This is a genomic window from Lutibacter sp. TH_r2 (assembly GCF_033101135.1).
Lineage (GTDB): Bacteria > Bacteroidota > Bacteroidia > Flavobacteriales > Flavobacteriaceae > Lutibacter.
Window position 1 is genome coordinate 96,383 of record NZ_JAWMPV010000005.1, and the last position, 18,620, is coordinate 115,002.

Here is an 18,620-nt window from a genome sequence, read left to right on the forward strand (position 1 = left end):
TTATGTTAACATTCCACCATCAACGCTTAATGTTTGTCCTGTTATGTAAGCACTCATATCCGATGCTAAAAATACACATGCATTTGCAACATCTTCAGGTGTACCGCCACGTTTTAAAGGAATTGAATTTCTCCATTCTTTAACTGTTTCTTCTGGAAGAGCTCCAGTCATTTCAGTTTCAATAAAACCAGGAGCTATTGTATTACAACGTATATTTCTTGAACCTAATTCTAAAGCTACCGATTTTGTGAAGCCTAAAATACCAGCTTTTGAAGCTGCATAATTAGCTTGACCTGCATTTCCTTTTAAACCAACTACCGAGCTCATATTAATAATAGAACCTTTACGTTGTTTCATCATAGGACGAATTACTGCTTTTGTTAAATTAAAAACCGATTTTAAATTCACTTCAATTACTTTATCAAAATCTTCTTCAGAAATACGCATTAATAAGTTATCTTTTGTAATTCCTGCGTTGTTAATTAAAACATCTATACTTCCAAATTCTTTTAAAACATCTGCTGCTAATTGTTGTGCTGCATCAAAATTTGCGGCATTAGATTGATATCCTTTCGCTTTTATTCCAAATGATTCTAATTCTTTTTCCAATGCTTCTGCAGCTTCAACTGAAGAACTGTATGTAAAAGCAACATTTGCACCTTGTTTTGCAAAAGTTTCAGCAATTCCTTTTCCTATTCCTCGTGTAGCTCCTGTAATTAAAGCTGTTTTATTTTCTAAAAGTTTCATTTATTTAAAATTTCATTTATCAAATCAAATATAATACAATTGTATAAAAAAAGCCTCTAAAACTAGAAGCTTTTAATAGTGTGAATTTATTATTATTAATTTGGAGGATAACACAGTAAAATTTTAGAAGAACTTATGGAACTGATAGTAATTTCAGAAATTGCTGCTGAAATAAAAATTTCATCTCCTTGAGTATATTCATATTTATTTCCATTACAAGTTATAATTCCATCACCTGAATAAATAACAGCAACGTAAAAACAAGAATTTCCTTTAATAGTATGCTCTCCATCTAAAAGTAATTCATTTAACCCAAAACAATTTGTATGCTTTTTATTAAATAAAGTTCTTAATGTAAACTGATTAGAACTTTCTATAACTTCAGGGTTTATTTTCCATTTTTCTAACGCCTCATCAATTGTGTAATTATCATAATGAAAACACTCAAGCATTTTTTGTTCACCAACACCTTGATGAATTAATTCTGGACCTATTTTTAAACCTGCTGGAGTTGTTTTTTCAACTCGCATAGTATAATCTGTAGGCTCTTGGACTTCCATTAAAAAGCACCCAGCACCAATAGCATGTGGCACACCTCCATAAATCATAAAAGCATCTCCTGGTTTTACTTCAATTTTATGAAGGCAATTTAACATTCCTTCAATATTTTGATTTTCAAAATGAGATCTCCAAATTTCTTTGGTAACATGCTTTTTAAATCCCATATAAATAACAGGTTTTTCTCCATTTATTTCGCGCGTATTTAAAACATACCACGATTCTGTTTTTCCAAATTCAGAATTTAATATAGTTTTAGCATATTCTTTATCTGGATGCACCTGAATAGTTAATCTTTCTTTTGAATCTAGCATCTTAATAAGTACACCTGTTGTTCCGTATTTTTTTGCTAATTCTTCACCTAAATATAATTCTGGATTAGAATTAATTAAATTTTTTAAGGAAAAAATACCATCAGTTGTTTCAATTAATGAGAGTCCTTCGTTTTCTGGTCTACCATTTCCACGTGCAGTAACCGTAGACATAATCCATTGTTCTGGCTTTTGTCCATCTACTTCTGAAGATTGTTTTTTCCATCTATCAATTAAAGCTCCTCCTTCATAAGTTCTCCAAACTCTATTTAATGATTGTTTTAAGGGTATGTGTGCATATTTTTGTAAATTCTTCATTATAGTTTAATTAAATATTTGAATAACTCCTGTAATACCTGTATATGAAGTGTATATAGAAAATAATAAGATAAGTCCTAAAAAGATGTTTTCTAGTACTGTGTTTTTATATTTCCCCATTAAGTCTGATCGATTGCTTAAGTATAAAATACCTAAAACAGTAACAGGTAAAATAACAGCATTAAAAACTTGTGAAACAACCATTACAAATATTGGTTGTGCATTAAAAACTGGCACTACTAAACCTAATAATGAAATTAAAAGCACCATTATACGGTATTTTGGCAATGTCATATTTCGTTCAGAATTATTATAATCGCATAACAACCAAGGAAGCATTAAAATATTTGGAAATTGAGATGAAACTCCAGCTGAAATTATACCAATTGCAAATACAGATGTTGCAAAACTACCTGCTAATGGTTCTAACAATCCAATCATTTGAGATGCTGTGGATAATCCAATGCCTTCAACATATAATGTACCTGCAGCAGCAGCCATAATAGATGTGCTAATAACAAACATTAAAATTACTGACACCATAGCATCATTACGTTGTTTTTTTAAATCGGTCATTTTCCAACCTGCTTCTTTAACTAAAGTTGTTCTAATTATAAATAAACCAGAAAAAACAGTTGTTCCTACAAGTGAAGCAATTATTAAAAATGGACTTTTATCGGTACCTAAAGTATCTGGCACATTTGGTATAAGCCCTTTTAAAATATCTATTGGAGGTGGCATCATTATAAAAAAGTTTAGCAAAAAACTAGCTGACATAATTGCAACAATTACTGCTAATGCTCTTTCAAAAAATTGTGTTTTTCCATTCCAAAAAATAAAATATACCATAGCAATAAAAGCTGTTGCAAAATAAATTGGAGATATACCTCCATCAACGGCACTTTTAGACCATTCATAACAAATGTCAGCAACAATTCCCATTACTCCCATTACACTTCCACAAACACCTACAGTTAATGCTATTATAAAAAAGATACCAACTCCAGGATGAATATGCTTTCTAAAGGCTTGTAAGGCTGTTTCACCAGTAACTAGCGTAAATTTACCATATAAATTAATCATGAAAAAGGTTGTTAAACAAGAGGCTACAATAGTCCAAAGTAATGACATTCCATATTCAGCTCCTGCTTTAGCCATAGTTGTTACACTTCCTGTACCAATATTTAATCCTAATAAAAATATACCAGGAAGAAATAAGGCAATCCATTTTGCAAATTTGCTGCGAAAGGTTTGTTTCATATGTAAGTTGTTTTTAAAAATAAAGATTTGTGAAATTAGTTAAAAAAAAAAGAATAACATCAAAAGTATTTTATATTTAAGATTCTAATTATAAAACTAATTAAGTACAAAAAACACTTACAAAATTGATTCAATTTTGTAAGTGTTTTTTAAAATCTATTTATAAGATATAAGTATCAACAAATGGAACTTAATATTTTAAATTAAAAATATAAAAAATGCTATATTAGGTATTAACCTAATACTTCTGCAACTTTATCTCCTATACTAGCAGGAGAATCAACTACATAAATTCCGTTTGCTTTTAAAATTTCCATTTTTGCTTGTGCTGTATCATCTTTTCCTCCAACTATTGCACCTGCATGTCCCATTGTTCTACCTTTTGGAGCTGTTTGTCCAGCTATAAAACCTACTACTGGTTTTTTATTTCCAGTTGCTTTTACCCATTGTGCAGCTTCAGCTTCTAATTGACCTCCTATTTCCCCAATCATTACTATACATTCAGTTTCAGGGTCATTCATTAATAATTCTACAGCTTCTTTTGTAGTTGTTCCAATAATTGGATCTCCGCCAATACCAATTGCGGTAGTAATTCCATAACCTTGTTTTACTACTTGATCAGCAGCTTCATAAGTTAATGTTCCAGATTTTGAAACAATCCCTACTTTACCTTTTTTAAAAATAAAACCAGGCATAATTCCAACTTTAGCTTCTCCTGGCGTAATAACTCCTGGACAATTTGGACCTACCAATCTACAATCTCTAGTTGCTATATATGCTTTTACTTTTACCATGTCAGCTACTGGAATTCCTTCAGTAATACAAATTATTACTTTTATTCCAGCTTCAGCTGCTTCCATTATTGCATCAGCTGCAAATGCAGGTGGTACAAAAATTATGGATGTATCTGCTGCTACTTTTTCAACTGCTTCTGCAACGGTATTAAATACAGGTTTATCTAAATGGATTTGACCTCCTTTTCCTGGAGTAACTCCTCCAACAACATTTGTACCATACTCTATCATTTGAGTAGCATGAAAAGTTCCTTCACCTCCAGTAAAACCCTGAACAATAATATTTGAATTTTTATTAACTAAAACGCTCATTTAATTGTAATTTTTAAGTGTAATTTTTATTTTAATTCAAATTTAATTTTTTATTCAATTAAAATGAAGAAAATATTATTTTTTTTGAGATCTCAATAGCTGCTTTATTTCAGCCATTTCTTTTAATTTTTTTCTAGATTCTTCAACTGGCGTTCCAAAATACGTTTTTCCTCCTTTTACGGATTTTGTTACTCCTGTTTGTCCTAAAATAGTTGCTCCTTTACCAATAGTAATTCCACTATTAGTTCCTACTTGTCCCCATAAAGTTACACCATCTTCAATTATTACACAACCTGCAATACCTGTTTGTGATGCTATTAGGCACATTTCCCCAATTGTAGTGTCATGTCCAACATGAACTTGGTTATCTATTTTTGTTCCTTGTCCAATAGTTGTATTAGATGAAACTCCTTTATCAATAGTACAAAGTGCACCAATATCTACATTATCTTCTATTAAAACAGAACCACTAGAAAGTAATTTATCGTAGCCTTCAATTCTTTTTTTATAATAAAAAGCATCTGCTCCAAGTATTGAACCCGAATGAATAGTTACATTATTTCCTATTTTACAACCATCGTAAATAGTTACATTGGCATGAATTAAACAGTTATCACCAATTTCAACATTGTTTCCAATAAAACAATTTGGTTGTATAACAGAATTCCCTCCAATTTTAGCTGTTTCTGCAATGGTACTTGAAGATTCTTGAAAAGGTTTAAAATATCTAGTTAATACATTAAACGCTGTAAAAGGGTCTTTTGAAATTAATAAAGCCTTACCTTGAGGGCATTTAACTTTTTTATTAATTAGAACTATTGTAGCTTTAGATTCTAATGCTTTTGTATAATACTTTGGGTGATCTACAAAAACTATATCTCCTTTTTCTACTACATGAATTTCATTAAAACCTTCAACGGGAAAGGAAGCAGGTCCTATAAAATCAGCATTAACTATTTTAGAAATTTCTTCAAGACTATATATTCTAGGGAGTTTCATAGTTTTTACTCTTTAACTCTTTCAGAGTAAGTTCCTTTTGTAGTTTCAATTTTTATTTTATCACCTTCATTAATAAATAAAGGTACATTTACTTCTGCTCCTGTTTCTACAGTTGCTGGTTTTGTTGCATTTGTTGCTGTATTACCTTTTACACCTGGTTCTGTATGAGTAACTTCTAAAATAACGCTTGCAGGCATATCAACAGATAACGGCATGTCATCTTCTGTATTAAAAATTATTGTAACAATTTCACCTTCCTTTAATAAATCTGGTGAATCTAATGTTTCTTTTTGTAAAGTAATTTGATTGTAATCATCTGTATTCATAAAGTGAAAAGTTTCTCCTTCTGGATACAAAAATTGATATTTTCTAGTTTCTACTCTAATATCTTCAATTTTTCTTCCTGCAGGAAATGTGTTATCTAAAACTTTACCTGATGATAAACTTTTTAATTTAGTTCTAACAAAAGCTGGACCTTTACCTGGTTTAACGTGTAAAAATTCTACTACTTTAAAAATATCATTATTATGTTTTATACATAATCCGTTTCTAATATCTGATGTTGTTGCCATTTCGATGGTTATTTTTTATCCTTATTAACTTCCTGTATATCCTTTCATAATTCCTCTTTGAGAATTTTTTATGAATAGAATTATTTGATCTCTTTCTGGTGTTGCCTCCATTTCTGCTTCAATTTTTTCTAAAGCTTGTGAAGTATTGTAATTCTTCTGGTACAAAATTCTAAAAATATTTTGAACCTCTCTTATTTTTTCTGTTGAAAATCCTCTTCTTCTTAACCCTATTGAATTGATACCTATGTATGACAAAGGTTCTTTTCCTGCTTTAGCAAATGGAGGTACATCTTTTCTAACTAAAGATCCTCCAGATACCATTGCATGCTGACCAATATGAATAAATTGGTGTACTGCAACTAATCCACTTAAAATAGCAAAATCTCCAACAGTTACATGTCCTGCAATTACAGACCCATTTGCTAAAATACAATTATTTCCTATTACACAATCATGAGCAATATGTGAAGTTGCCATTACTAGACAATTATCTCCTATTTGGGTTTTTCCTAGTGCTTTTGTCCCTCTATTTACGGTACAACATTCTCTTATGGTTGTATTGTCTCCAATAATTGCAAGGGAATCTTCACCATCAAATTTTAAATCTTGAGGTATTGCTGAAATTACTGCTCCTGGAAAAATTCTGCAATTTTTACCAATTCTAGCACCTTCCATTATAGTAACATTTGATCCAATCCATGTTCCAGAACCTATTTCAACGTTATTATGAATTGTTGTAAATGGTTCTACAACTACATTTGTTGCTATTTTTGCTCCTGGGTGTATATATGCTAATGGTTGATTCATTATTCTTTTGGTTTTCTAGCGATTTGCGCCATTAATTCTGCTTCTACTACTAATTTCCCATTTGCATATCCGTAAGATTGCATGTGACAAATCCCTCTTCTAATTGGTGAAATTAATTCCGCTTTAAATATTAATGTATCTCCTGGTAATACTTTTTGTTTGAATTTAACATTATCCATTTTCATGAAGTATGTTAAATAATTTTCAGGATCAGGAACTGTACTTAATACTAACACTCCTCCACATTGAGCCATAGCCTCTACTTGTAAAACACCTGGCATTACAGGTGCTCCTGGAAAATGCCCAACAAAAAAATCTTCATTCATTGTTACATTTTTCATTCCCACAACGTGTTTATCTGATAATTCGATAATTCTATCAATTAATAAAAACGGAGGTCTATGTGGTAATACATCCATAATTTGATGTATATCCATTAATGGTGGTTGATTTAAATCGTAAGTAGGTACTTTATTTCTTTTTTCTTGCTTAATTTTATTTCTTAATTTTTTTGCAAAAACAGTATTTACTAAATGTCCTGGTTTATTTGCAATAACTTTACCTTTAATTCTGGTTCCAACAAGTGCTAAATCTCCAATTACATCTAATAATTTATGACGAGCAGCTTCATTTGCCCAGCGTAAAGTTAGATTATCTAAAATTCCATTTGGATTAACGGTAAGCGTTTCTTTATTAAAAGCCTTTTTTAATTTATCCATAGTTTCATTAGATATTTCTTTATCTACGTAAACTATAGCATTATTTAAATCGCCTCCTTTTATTAAATTATTATCTAATAACATTTCAAGTTCATGCAAAAAGCTAAAAGTTCTAGCATCTGCTATATCTTCTTTAAAATCACTTAAACTATTTAAGGTTGCATTTTGTGTTCCTAAAACTTTAGTACCAAAATCTACCATTGTAGTGATTTGATATTCATCACTTGGCATTAATATAATTTCACTTCCAGTTTCTTCGTCTCTGTAAGAAATTACTTCTTTTACTATATACTCTTCTACTTCAGCATCTTGTTCTTCTATACCTGCTTTTTCTAATGCTTCAACAAAATGTTTAGATGAACCATCCATAATTGGAGGTTCTGGAGCGTTTATTTCAATTAATACGTTATCAATTCCTAACGCTACACATGCAGCTAATACGTGCTCTGATGTGTTAATACTTACTCCTCTTTTATCGAGGTTTGTTCCACGTTGAGTATTTACAACATAATCTGATAATGCCTCAATTACAGGTTCTCCTTCTAAATCAACTCTAACAAATGCATACCCATGATTAATTGGAGCAGGTTTAAATGTCATAGTAACTTTGTTTCCTGTGTGTAAACCTACACCTGAAAGAGTTACTTCGTTTTTAATAGTTTTCTGTTTTAAACTCATTTTTCTTCTTTTAAAGCTTTTAATTCTTTTTGCAAAGAGTGAATTTGTGATACTAAGTCAGGTAACTTTTTAAAATATACGTATGATTTGTTAAAATCTGAATAGCCTATGGCTGGAGTTCCCTGAATAACTTCATTATTTTTTATGTTGCGGGCTATACCCGATTGCGCTTGAACTCTTACATTATCTCCAATAGTAATATGTCCTACAATACCAACTTGGCCGCCTAACATACAATTTTTCCCAATTTTAGTTGAGCCTGCAATTCCTGTTTGTGCAGCAATTACTGTGTTCTCTCCTATTTCTACGTTATGAGCAATTTGAATTTGATTGTCTAATTTTACTCCTTTTCTAATTATTGTTGAACCTAAAGTTGCTCTATCAATAGTTGTAGCTGCTCCAATATCTACATGATCTTCAATAATAACATTTCCTATTTGTGGAACTTTACTATATACTCCTTCTTCATTTGGAACAAACCCAAATCCATCAGCGCCAATTATTGCTCCTGAATGTATATTAACATAGTTACCTATTACTGTTTCTGAACATATTTGAGCTCCTGAAAATAAAACTACATTATTTCCTATTTTTACATTATCTCCAATATGTGTATTAGGATAAATTTTCACATTGTCTCCAATAGAAACATTGTCTCCAATATAAGAAAACGCACCTAAATATAAATTTTCACCTATTTTAGCTGAACTTGAAATAAAGGATGGTTGCTCAATTCCAGACTTATTTAATTTAGCTTCGTTATAAAAATGAAGTAATTTAGAAAAGGCCTTGTAAGCATCATTAACTTTAATTAAAGTTGTTGATATGTCTTTTTCAGGGTTAAAGTTTTTATCAACAATTGTTATTGATGCATTTGTTGAATATATGTAAGATGTATATTTTGGGTTAGATAGGAACGTTAACGATCCTTCTACTCCTTCTTCAATTTTTGAAAGCGTGTGTACTTTTACTTCTCCATCACCTACTACATTACCTTCTAAAATTTCTGCGATTTGGTTAGCTGTAAATTTCATTATCTGCAAAAGTAAAAAAAAAGTTGAATATTATTGTTTTGGATAGCATATAAAATACTTAAACACTGGTTTTGATAATGCTTGAAGGTTTAAATGGTCTGATGCTTCAGTAATATCCTTGATTTCTCCACTTTTAAATAATATTTGAATATTATTTTTTGTTCTATCATAAGCTTGATTTTGAACTTCTCCATGATACATAAAATAATCAATCTCATTATTATTGAAATTGCTCTTTTTTTGAATATCCTTTTTTACTTTTTCAATCTCATTATTATTAAACTTTGTTGATTGTAAAATAACCTTTGGAAGTTTTCTATTTACAAGGTTTTCAGCTAATTTAGAAAGTATAAGATCATCTGTAGAAATCCACTCTTTAATAGATGAAAAAATATCATAATCATCTAATTTAGCAAACCTTTTTAAGGTTTCTAAAGTAAAATTTTCTTCATTTATAGGATTTTCTAAAAAGAATTTAAAAGCTTTTGTTCCTGGTAAATCTATGTTTTTAGAGGTTAATTCTTTAGCTCTTTTTAATACTTTTTCTAATAATTTTTCTGCAACTAAACCTGTTTTGTGTAAATAAACTTGCCAATACATTAAACGGCGACCTACAATAAATTTTTCAACAGAATAAATTCCTTTTTCTTCAACAACTAGTTCATCTTTTTTTACATTTAACATAGTTATTAAACGCTCCGAATTTATATTACCTTCTGCAACACCTGTATAAAAGCTATCACGTTTTAAGTAATCTAACCTATCCATATCTAACTGACTTGAAATAAGCTGATATAGAAATTTTCTAGGATAATTACCTTTAAATATAGTTATTGCCAACGTTAATTTACCTTCAAACTCTTCATTTAAAACTTCCATAAATTTTAATGAAATTTTTTCATGACTAATTCCTGTAACTATATTATTTTCTAACGCATGTGAAAAAGGTCCATGACCAATATCGTGTAATAAAATTGCGATATAAACAGCATTTGCTTCATCTTCCGAAATTTTAACACCTTTAAAACGCAATATTGAAACTGCTTTTTGCATTAAATGTAAACAACCCAATGCATGATGAAAACGTGTATGATGCGCTCCTGGATATACTAAATGCGATAAACCCATTTGCGAAATTCTTCTTAATCGCTGAAAATAAGAATGTTGTATTAAATCAAAAATTAAAGCATTTGGAATTGTAATAAACCCATATATTGGGTCGTTTAATATTTTAAGTTTGTTCGTTTTTATTTCGGTCAAAATAATTAATTTTATAAATTACAGCAAAGATAATAATATATATGGGTGATATAAGCATTTTATGGGTAGATGATGAAATTGAAATTTTAAAACCGCATATTCTTTTTCTCGAAAAAAAAGGATACAAGGTTTCAACAAGCACAAATGGAACTGATGCCATTGAAATGTGTAATGAACAAAACTTTGACATTGTTTTTTTAGATGAAAACATGCCTGGACTAACTGGTTTAGAAACACTTACAGAAATTAAAAGTAAAAAGCCTAGTTTACCTATTGTAATGATTACTAAAAGTGAAGAGGAATATATAATGGAGGAAGCAATTGGTAATAAAATTGCTGATTATTTAATTAAACCTGTAAATCCAAATCAGATTTTATTGAGTTTAAAAAAGAATCTAGATCATTCTAGATTGGTTTCAGAAAAAACAACCTCGAACTACCAACAAGAATTTAGAAAAATTGCCATGGATTTAGCAATAGTAAATTCTTATGAAGAATGGGTTGAGCTTTATAAAAAGCTAGTTTACTGGGAAATAGAATTAGAAAATATTTCAGATACTGGAATGGTAGAAATTCTTGAAAGTCAAAAAGCTGAAGCAAATTCGTTGTTTTTTAAATTCATTAAAAAAAATTATACAGATTGGATTGAAGGATATGACGCTCCTATTTTATCGCATCAATTAATGCAAAAAGTAATTTTACCTGAAGTTTCAAATTCAAAAGGAACTTTATTAGTGGTAGTTGATAATTTAAGATACGACCAATATTTAGTTTTAGAAAAAACCATTAATAAATATTATAAAAAACAAGAAGAAATTTCGTATTGCAGTATTTTACCAACCGCAACACAATATGCTAGAAATGCCATTTTTTCTGGTTTAACACCTTTAGAAATGTCTAAAAAACATCCAAATTACTGGAAAAATGATACGGATGAAGGTGGTAAAAATTTACACGAAGAAGATTTTTTAAATACACAATTAAGAAGACTGAATAAAAATATTAAAAGTGAATACTATAAAATAACCACATTAAAAGGTGGTAAAAGTTTAGTTGAAAACTTTAATGCATTAAAAGAAAACGATTTAACTGTTGTAGTATATAATTTTGTAGATATGCTTTCACATGCTAAAACGGAAATGGAAGTTATAAAAGAATTAGCTAGTGATGATAAAGCTTACAGAAGCTTAACTAATAGTTGGTTTAAAAATTCTCCGTTGCTAGAAATGATTCAAAAAGCGCAAGCATTAGGGTTAAAATTAATTATAACTACAGATCATGGAACTATTAATTCAAAAGAACCTACAAAAGTAATTGGTGATAAAAACATAAGTTCAAACCTCCGTTATAAAACTGGTAGAAGCTTAACTTATGAAGATAAAGATGTTTTTGCTGTTAAAAACCCAGAAGATATTCAACTACCTTCTATTCACATGAGTAGTTCTTTTATTTTTGCAAAAGAAGATTACTTTTTTGCATATCCTAATAATTACAATCATTTTGTTAAGTATTATAAAAACACCTATCAGCATGGAGGAATTTCTTTAGAAGAAATGATAATTCCTTGTGCTATATTTGTACCTAAATAATAGTAGTAGCATATAAAAATATAAAGGAAACCTTTAAACTTTTAAACCACAAAATAAATTATATGGTAAAAAATTACGGTTTAAACGAAATAGCTGATGTAGCTAAAGAAGTTATTTCAAATTCAAAACATAAAATATTACTTTTTTTTGGTGAAATGGGTGTTGGTAAAACAACCTTAATCAAAGAAATAGTAAAACAATTGGGTGTAAATGATAATGTAAACTCTCCTACTTTTTCTTTAGTAAATGAATACCTTTCAGAAAATGGAGAAGCTGTTTATCATTTTGATTTCTATAGAATTAATGATGAAAATGAAGCTATGGACATGGGAATTGAAGAATATTTTTACAGTAATAATTGGTGTTTAGTAGAATGGCCTAATAAAATAGAAAATTTACTACCTTTAGAATCTGTTAATGTTACTATTACAATAAACAGTAATCAACAACGAACCATTACACTTAAAAATAATGAGTAAAAAAATTACTTCGCCATTTAGCTTACACGAACTAATTCCTCAAGAAGAAACTTTAGAAATTGCTAAAAGCAAAGGAGAATTAGTTATTGGAATTCCTAAAGAAACGCATTACCAAGAAAAAAGAGTGTGTTTAACGCCCGATGCTGTTGGCGCATTAACTGCTCAAGGACATAAATTTGTTATTGAAACTGGTGCTGGTGAAGGTGCAAATTTTTCAGATACTGAATATTCTGAAGCTGGTGCAAAAATATCATACGATGAAAAAGAAGCTTTTGGTTGTCATATTATCCTAAAAGTTGAACCACCTTCTTTAGAAGAAATTGAATATATAAATCCACAAAGCGTTTTGTTTTCTGCTTTACAATTAAAAACACAAACAAAAAAATATTTTGAAGCATTGGCTAGTAAAAGAATTACGGCTCTTGCTTTTGATTATATCCGCGATGAGCACGGAATTTATTCCATAGTAAAATCATTAAGTGAAATTGCAGGAACTGCTTCTATTCTAATTGCAGCAGAAATGTTAAGTAAAGCTAGCAATGGAAATGGATTATTACTAGGAAATATTAGTGGTGTTCCACCAACCGAAGTTGTAATTTTAGGAGCCGGTACTGTTGGTGAGTTTGCCGCGCGGTCAGCTATTGGATTGGGTGCTAATGTTAGAGTATTTGATAATTCATTAACAAAATTGCGTAGCCTTCAACAAAGACTTGGAAGACCAATTTACACATCTACTATTCAACCAAAAACACTTTTAAAATCGTTAATGCGTTGTAATATTGCTATTGGAGCAATTAGAGGTGTTTCTAGATCACCTGTTTTTGTAAACGAAAGTATGGTAGAACAAATGAAAGATGGAGCCGTAATTGTTGATGTAAGCATTGATCGTGGTGGTTGTTTTGAAACTTCTGACGTAACTACACATAAAAATCCAACCTTTAAAAAGCACGGAGTTATACATTATTGTGTACCAAATATACCTTCAAGATATTCCAGAACTGCTTCAGTATCAATAAGTAACATATTTACACCTTATTTAATGAATATTGCTGAAGAAGGTGGATTTGAAAATGCTGCACGTTTAGACAAAAGTTTGCAAAAAGGTATGTACTTTTACCACGGAATTTTAACAAACAGAACTGTTGCTGATTGGTTTGGATTACCTTTTAGAGATATAAATTTATTGTTTTTATAGTATATGACTTTTAAAGAACGTTTACCTTACTACCTTTTTGGACTTGTAATTGGAATTATTTTAGTGGTTTTTATTTGGAACAAAAAAGGAACAGAATTTAACTACGGACCTAATTCACGCCTATTAAAAAATATTAGAATTAAAAATCGTGTTTTTTCTAATGAAGCATTATTTTCACTTCAATCTAAAAATTTAGATACTTCTGTGGTATCAAAAATATTAAAAAATGGAAATGCCGATATGTGGAATAAAGTAAAATTAGACACTTGTATACGTTATGAAATAAAAGGAAAAAAAGAACAAAAAAACGTTACACTTACCATTAAAAACTGTGATTCTACAGCGTTTATAGAAAAAATAATTATTGATTAGCTATTTCAGCATAATAGTGCTCCTTTATTTTTTTAATACTCTTTATAGTTTTTTCCATCCAATCTAAATATTTTTCATCTTTCTCTAAATCAGAAAGTTGCCAATCAATAGTACTAGATTTTAACTTTTCTCTTAATCGTTGCAAAATAATAGCAGCAGCCACAGATATATTTAAACTTTCTGTAAATCCAACCATTGGAATTTTTAAATAACCATCAGCATTATCCATTACCTCTTTAGAAAGACCATCTTTTTCAACTCCAAAAAAGAAAGCTGACTTTTTAGTAAAATCAAAATCTTCCAAATAACAAGATTCATTGTGTGGTGTAGTTGCAATAATTTGGTAACCTTTACTGCGTAAATTATCAATACAAACTTTTGTATTATTTACATTTCGTTCTCTGTAAAAATTGAAATCTAACCACTTTTGAGCACCCTTTGCTACTTGATTTGAAGCGTAAAATTTATATTTATTTTCAATAACATGAATATCTTGTATTCCAAATATATCACATGTTCTAACTACTGCACTTCCATTTTGAGGTTGATAAATATCTTCAATAGCAACTGTAAAATGACGCGTACGATCTTCTAAAACCTTTCGAAATAAATTTCTTCTTTTTTCAGTTACAAACTGTTCTAAATATTCGGTTAATTTATAATCTACCATGTGAAATCTATTTTTGAAAACTATATTTCAAAAATATTAAAATAATTATACATTTTCATTTAATTCTAACTAAAAAAGGAATGTTTAAAACTCTTTTAATAACTATTATTTTAAGATGATTTAATGTGAAGTTGTTTCTTTTATTTTAATTAAATTTGCGCTTTAAACAACACACTAAAAAATCATCTTATGATCCATTTCTTTGGAAACGCAAACGGTAAAATTTATGCTGTTCAAACGTCAAAAGAACTTTCTCCTGAAACAACTAACAAATTAAACTGGCTTTTTGGAAACCAACCTAAACTAGAAGAAACTTCTATAACTCAATTCTTTATTGGTCCGCGAGCAGCTATGATTACTCCTTGGAGTACAAATGCTGTTGAAATAACGCAAAATATGGGAATTGAAGGAATTATTAGAATTGAAGAATTCAATAGTTCTAATGAAAGCGAAAGTTTTGATCCTATGATTTTTCAAAAATATTCAGAATTAAATCAAGAAATATTTACTATTGAAATTGAGCCTGAACCAATTTTAGATATTGAAGATATAGCAGCTTACAACAAGCAAGAAGGTTTATCTTTAAGCGATGAAGAAGTTCAATACCTAAATAATTTAAGTGAGAAAATTGGTAGAAAACTTACCGATTCAGAAGTTTTTGGTTTTTCGCAAGTAAATTCAGAACACTGTCGTCATAAAATTTTCAACGGAACATTTGTTATTGATGGAGAAGAAATGCCTTCTTCCCTATTTAAATTAATTAAGGAAACATCAAAACAAAACCACAATACAATTGTTTCAGCTTATAAAGATAATGTAGCGTTTGTAGAAGGTCCAAAAGTGGAACAATTTGCTCCTAAAAGTGCTGATAAACCAGATTTTTATGAGAAAAAAGATTTTAATTCTGTAATCTCTTTAAAAGCTGAAACTCACAACTTTCCTACAACCGTAGAACCATTTAACGGCGCTGCTACAGGTTCTGGTGGAGAAATTAGAGATAGATTGGCTGGTGGAAAAGGTTCTTTACCTTTAGCCGGAACTGCTGTTTATATGACTTCTTATTCACGTTTAAAAGAAAATAGACCTTGGGAACAAGGAATGAAAGAGCGTGATTGGCTATACCAAACTCCAATTGAAATTTTAATTAAAGCTTCAAACGGAGCTTCAGATTTTGGAAATAAATTTGGACAACCATTAATTAATGGTTCTTTATTAACTTTTGAACACCAAGAAGACACTTCGACTTCACTCAATGCAGGCGCTAGAAAATTAGGGTTTGACAAAGTAATTATGCTTGCCGGTGGAATTGGTTATGGTAAAAAAGAACAAGCTTTGAAAGATACACCAAAAGAAAACGATAAAATTGTAATTCTTGGTGGTGAAAATTATAGAATTGGAATGGGTGGAGCTGCTGTATCTTCAGCAGATACAGGTGCTTTTGAAAGTGGAATTGAATTAAATGCTGTTCAACGTTCAAATCCAGAAATGCAAAAACGTGCTGCAAATGCAATTCGTGGAATGGTAGAAAGTGATGTAAATCCTATTGTTTCAATTCACGATCATGGTGCTGGTGGACACTTAAACTGTCTATCTGAATTAGTTGAAGAAACCGGTGGAATTATCGATTTAGATAAATTACCTGTTGGTGACCCTACTCTTTCAGCAAAAGAAATTATTGGTAACGAGTCTCAAGAACGTATGGGATTAGTTATTAACGGTAAAGATGCTGAAACTTTAAAAAGAATTGCAGAACGTGAACGTTCTCCTTATTATGAAGTTGGTGAAGTTACTAATGATGATAGATTTACGTTTGAATCTAAAACTACAGGTGCAAAACCTATGGATTTAGAATTAGAAGATATGTTTGGTAGCTCTCCAAAAACAATTTTAACTGATAAAACGGTTAAAAGAAATTATAAACAGCTTGAATATAATGTAGATAATATTCACCATTACATTCAAAATGTATTAAAATTAGAAGCAGTTGCTTGTAAAGATTGGTTAACAAATAAAGTGGACCGTTGTGTTGGTGGTAAAGTTGCAACACAACAATGTGTTGGAGCATTACAATTACCTTTGAGTAATTGTGGCGTTATGGCTCTAGATTTTAAAGGAAAAGAAGGTATTGCAACGTCAATTGGTCATTCACCGGTAAGTGCAATTATTAATCCTGAAGCTGGAAGTAAAAATTCTATTGCTGAAGCGTTAACAAACGTTATTTGGGCACCATTAGAAAATGATTTAAAAGCTATTTCATTATCAGCTAACTGGATGTGGCCTTGTAAAAATGAAGGAGAAGATGCTAGGTTATACAAAGCAGTTAAAGCTGTTTCAGAATTTTCTATTGAATTGGGAATTAACGTTCCAACAGGAAAAGATTCACTTTCAATGAAACAAAAATATCCAAATGAAGATGTTATTTCTCCTGGAACAGTTATTATTTCGGCAGTTGGGCACTGTAATGATATAACAAAAGTAGTTGAACCAGTTGTTAAAACAACTGAAGATAACAAACTGTATTATATCGACTTATCAAAAGATAGTTATAAATTAGGAGGTTCTTCTTTTGCACAAACAAATGCAAAAATTGGTAAAGAAACTCCAACAGTAAATGATGCAGCTTATTTCAAAAATGCATTTAATACCGTTCAAAAGTTAATTAAAGAAGATAGAATAATTGCGGGTCATGATATTTCTGCTGGTGGAATGTTAACAACACTATTAGAAATGTGTTTCTCTAGCGAGAGTGTTGGTTTAAACATTAACCTATCTCAATTAAAAGAAAAAGATACTGTAAAGCTTTTATTTGCCGAGAATAGCGGAATTATTTTCCAAAGTACAGATAATAGTATTCCTACAATATTAAAAGAAAGTAATGTTGAATTCTTTGAAATTGGAACAGCTACAGAAGGCGAAAATGTAAACATTATTCACAACGAAGAAGTGTTTAGTTTTAACGTAGCTTATTTACGTGATATTTGGTTTGAAACTTCATATTTATTAGATCAAAAGCAATGTGCGAACAATACAGCCGAGGAACGATTTAAAAACTATAAAAATCAACCATTAAAATATACATTCCCTAAACATTTTACAGGTAAACTTCCTGAAATTGATGCTTCAAAACCAAGGCCAAAAGCTGCTATTATTCGTGAAAAAGGTTCAAATTCTGAACGTGAAATGGCAAACGCTATGTATTTAGCTGGTTTTGATGTAAAAGATGTACATATGACTGATTTAATTTCTGGTCGTGAAACATTAGAGGATATTCAGTTTGTTGGTGCAGTTGGTGGATTTAGTAATTCCGATGTTTTAGGTTCTGCAAAAGGTTGGGCTGGTGCATTTTTATACAATGAAAAAGCAAATACGGCTTTACAAAATTTCTTTAAAAGAGAAGATACTTTATCTGTTGGTATTTGTAATGGTTGCCAATTATTTATGGAGTTAGAAGAAATTAATCCAGAACATGAAGTTCACGGAAAAATGCTTCATAATAATTCTATGAAACACGAAAGTAATTTTACTTCGGTAAATATTCAAGAAAATAATTCTGTAATGCTTTCTTCTTTAGCTGGAAGTACTTTAGGTGTATGGATTTCACATGGTGAAGGTAAATTTAACCTTCCTTTAGAAGAAAAAGAATACAATATTGTAGCTAAATATGGTTATGAAGGATATCCTGCAAATCCTAATGGATCTGATTATAATACAGCCATGATGAGTTCAAAAGATGGTAGGCATTTAGTAATGATGCCACATATTGAGCGTTCTATTTTCCAATGGAACTGGGCAAATTATCCTGAAGGAAGAAAAGATGAAGTTTCTCCTTGGGCTGAAGCTTTTGTAAATGCTAGAAAATGGCTGACTAAATAATTTTAATTTATTTGTCAAAATAATTATATTAAGACCTAACAAGTATCAAAATATCTGTTAGGTCTTTATTTTT

At 30.1% G+C, this 18,620-nt stretch carries 16 protein-coding genes; 5 read left to right on the top strand and 11 right to left on the bottom strand.

The features are described from left to right. The 10 genes from fabG to R3X25_RS13745 form a co-directional block, all read right to left on the bottom strand. A complete protein-coding gene (gene fabG / locus R3X25_RS13700; protein WP_317675507.1) occupies positions 1-747 on the bottom strand; it encodes a 3-oxoacyl-[acyl-carrier-protein] reductase in 747 nt (248 codons plus the stop codon). Between the two features lie 95 nt (positions 748-842). Beyond that, entirely contained in the window at positions 843-1,934 is a 1,092-nt protein-coding gene (locus R3X25_RS13705) for a type I phosphomannose isomerase catalytic subunit (protein ID WP_317675509.1), read from the bottom strand. Positions 1,935-1,940: 6 nt separating this feature from the next. Continuing rightward, complete coding sequence (locus tag R3X25_RS13710; RefSeq protein WP_317675510.1) at positions 1,941-3,194, bottom strand: Nramp family divalent metal transporter; 1,254 nt, start codon at positions 3,192-3,194, stop codon at positions 1,941-1,943. Positions 3,195-3,427: 233 nt separating this feature from the next. Continuing rightward, positions 3,428-4,300, bottom strand: a complete 873-nt coding sequence (sucD, locus tag R3X25_RS13715; RefSeq protein ID WP_317675511.1) for a succinate--CoA ligase subunit alpha — start codon at positions 4,298-4,300, stop codon at positions 3,428-3,430. Positions 4,301-4,375: 75 nt separating this feature from the next. Beyond that, positions 4,376-5,299, bottom strand: a complete 924-nt coding sequence (locus tag R3X25_RS13720; protein WP_317675512.1) for a UDP-3-O-(3-hydroxymyristoyl)glucosamine N-acyltransferase — start codon at positions 5,297-5,299, stop codon at positions 4,376-4,378. A gap of 5 nt (positions 5,300-5,304) precedes the next feature. Beyond that, the gene (gene efp, locus R3X25_RS13725; protein WP_317675513.1) at positions 5,305-5,871 is read right to left on the bottom strand and encodes an elongation factor P; all 567 of its coding nucleotides are present in this window, start codon (positions 5,869-5,871) and stop codon (positions 5,305-5,307) included. A gap of 24 nt (positions 5,872-5,895) precedes the next feature. Further along, positions 5,896-6,678, bottom strand: coding sequence for an acyl-ACP--UDP-N-acetylglucosamine O-acyltransferase (gene lpxA / locus R3X25_RS13730; RefSeq protein ID WP_317675514.1), 783 nt, complete (start codon positions 6,676-6,678; stop codon positions 5,896-5,898). Next, the gene (locus tag R3X25_RS13735) at positions 6,678-8,075 is read right to left on the bottom strand and encodes a bifunctional UDP-3-O-[3-hydroxymyristoyl] N-acetylglucosamine deacetylase/3-hydroxyacyl-ACP dehydratase (RefSeq protein WP_317675515.1); all 1,398 of its coding nucleotides are present in this window, start codon (positions 8,073-8,075) and stop codon (positions 6,678-6,680) included. The genes lpxA and R3X25_RS13735 overlap by 1 nt, the downstream gene beginning before the upstream one ends. Beyond that, positions 8,072-9,109, bottom strand: a complete 1,038-nt coding sequence (gene lpxD, locus R3X25_RS13740) for a UDP-3-O-(3-hydroxymyristoyl)glucosamine N-acyltransferase (RefSeq protein WP_317675517.1) — start codon at positions 9,107-9,109, stop codon at positions 8,072-8,074. Before lpxD ends, R3X25_RS13735 begins: the two co-directional genes overlap by 4 nt. Before the next feature lie 30 nt (positions 9,110-9,139). Next, positions 9,140-10,369 (bottom strand): HD domain-containing protein, encoded by a 1,230-nt coding sequence (locus R3X25_RS13745; RefSeq protein WP_411556582.1) that lies wholly within the window; start codon positions 10,367-10,369, stop codon positions 9,140-9,142. A 41-nt stretch (positions 10,370-10,410) separates the two neighbouring features. On the opposite strand from R3X25_RS13745, the gene R3X25_RS13750 reads away from it, so the two are divergent. The 4 genes from R3X25_RS13750 (at position 10,411) to R3X25_RS13765 (ending at position 14,004) form a co-directional block, all read left to right on the top strand. After that, complete coding sequence (locus R3X25_RS13750; protein ID WP_317675518.1) at positions 10,411-11,958, top strand: bifunctional response regulator/alkaline phosphatase family protein; 1,548 nt, start codon at positions 10,411-10,413, stop codon at positions 11,956-11,958. A 62-nt stretch (positions 11,959-12,020) separates the two neighbouring features. Beyond that, the gene (tsaE, locus tag R3X25_RS13755) at positions 12,021-12,437 is read left to right on the top strand and encodes a tRNA (adenosine(37)-N6)-threonylcarbamoyltransferase complex ATPase subunit type 1 TsaE (RefSeq protein ID WP_317675520.1); all 417 of its coding nucleotides are present in this window, start codon (positions 12,021-12,023) and stop codon (positions 12,435-12,437) included. Further along, complete coding sequence (locus tag R3X25_RS13760; protein WP_317675521.1) at positions 12,430-13,632, top strand: alanine dehydrogenase; 1,203 nt, start codon at positions 12,430-12,432, stop codon at positions 13,630-13,632. The genes tsaE and R3X25_RS13760 overlap by 8 nt, the downstream gene beginning before the upstream one ends. 3 nt (positions 13,633-13,635) lie before the next feature. Further along, positions 13,636-14,004, top strand: a complete 369-nt coding sequence (locus R3X25_RS13765; protein ID WP_317675522.1) for a DUF4258 domain-containing protein — start codon at positions 13,636-13,638, stop codon at positions 14,002-14,004. On the opposite strand, the gene R3X25_RS13770 is transcribed toward R3X25_RS13765, so the two are convergent. After that, positions 13,994-14,674 carry an RNA methyltransferase gene (locus R3X25_RS13770; protein ID WP_317675523.1) on the bottom strand — a complete coding sequence of 227 codons (681 nt, stop codon included), beginning with the start codon at positions 14,672-14,674 and terminating at the stop codon, positions 13,994-13,996. The genes R3X25_RS13765 and R3X25_RS13770 overlap by 11 nt on opposite strands. A 189-nt stretch (positions 14,675-14,863) precedes the next feature. Between R3X25_RS13770 and purL the strand changes: the two genes are divergently transcribed. Then, the gene (gene purL / locus R3X25_RS13775; RefSeq protein ID WP_317675524.1) at positions 14,864-18,547 is read left to right on the top strand and encodes a phosphoribosylformylglycinamidine synthase; all 3,684 of its coding nucleotides are present in this window, start codon (positions 14,864-14,866) and stop codon (positions 18,545-18,547) included. The last annotated feature ends 73 nt before the right edge of the window (positions 18,548-18,620 follow it).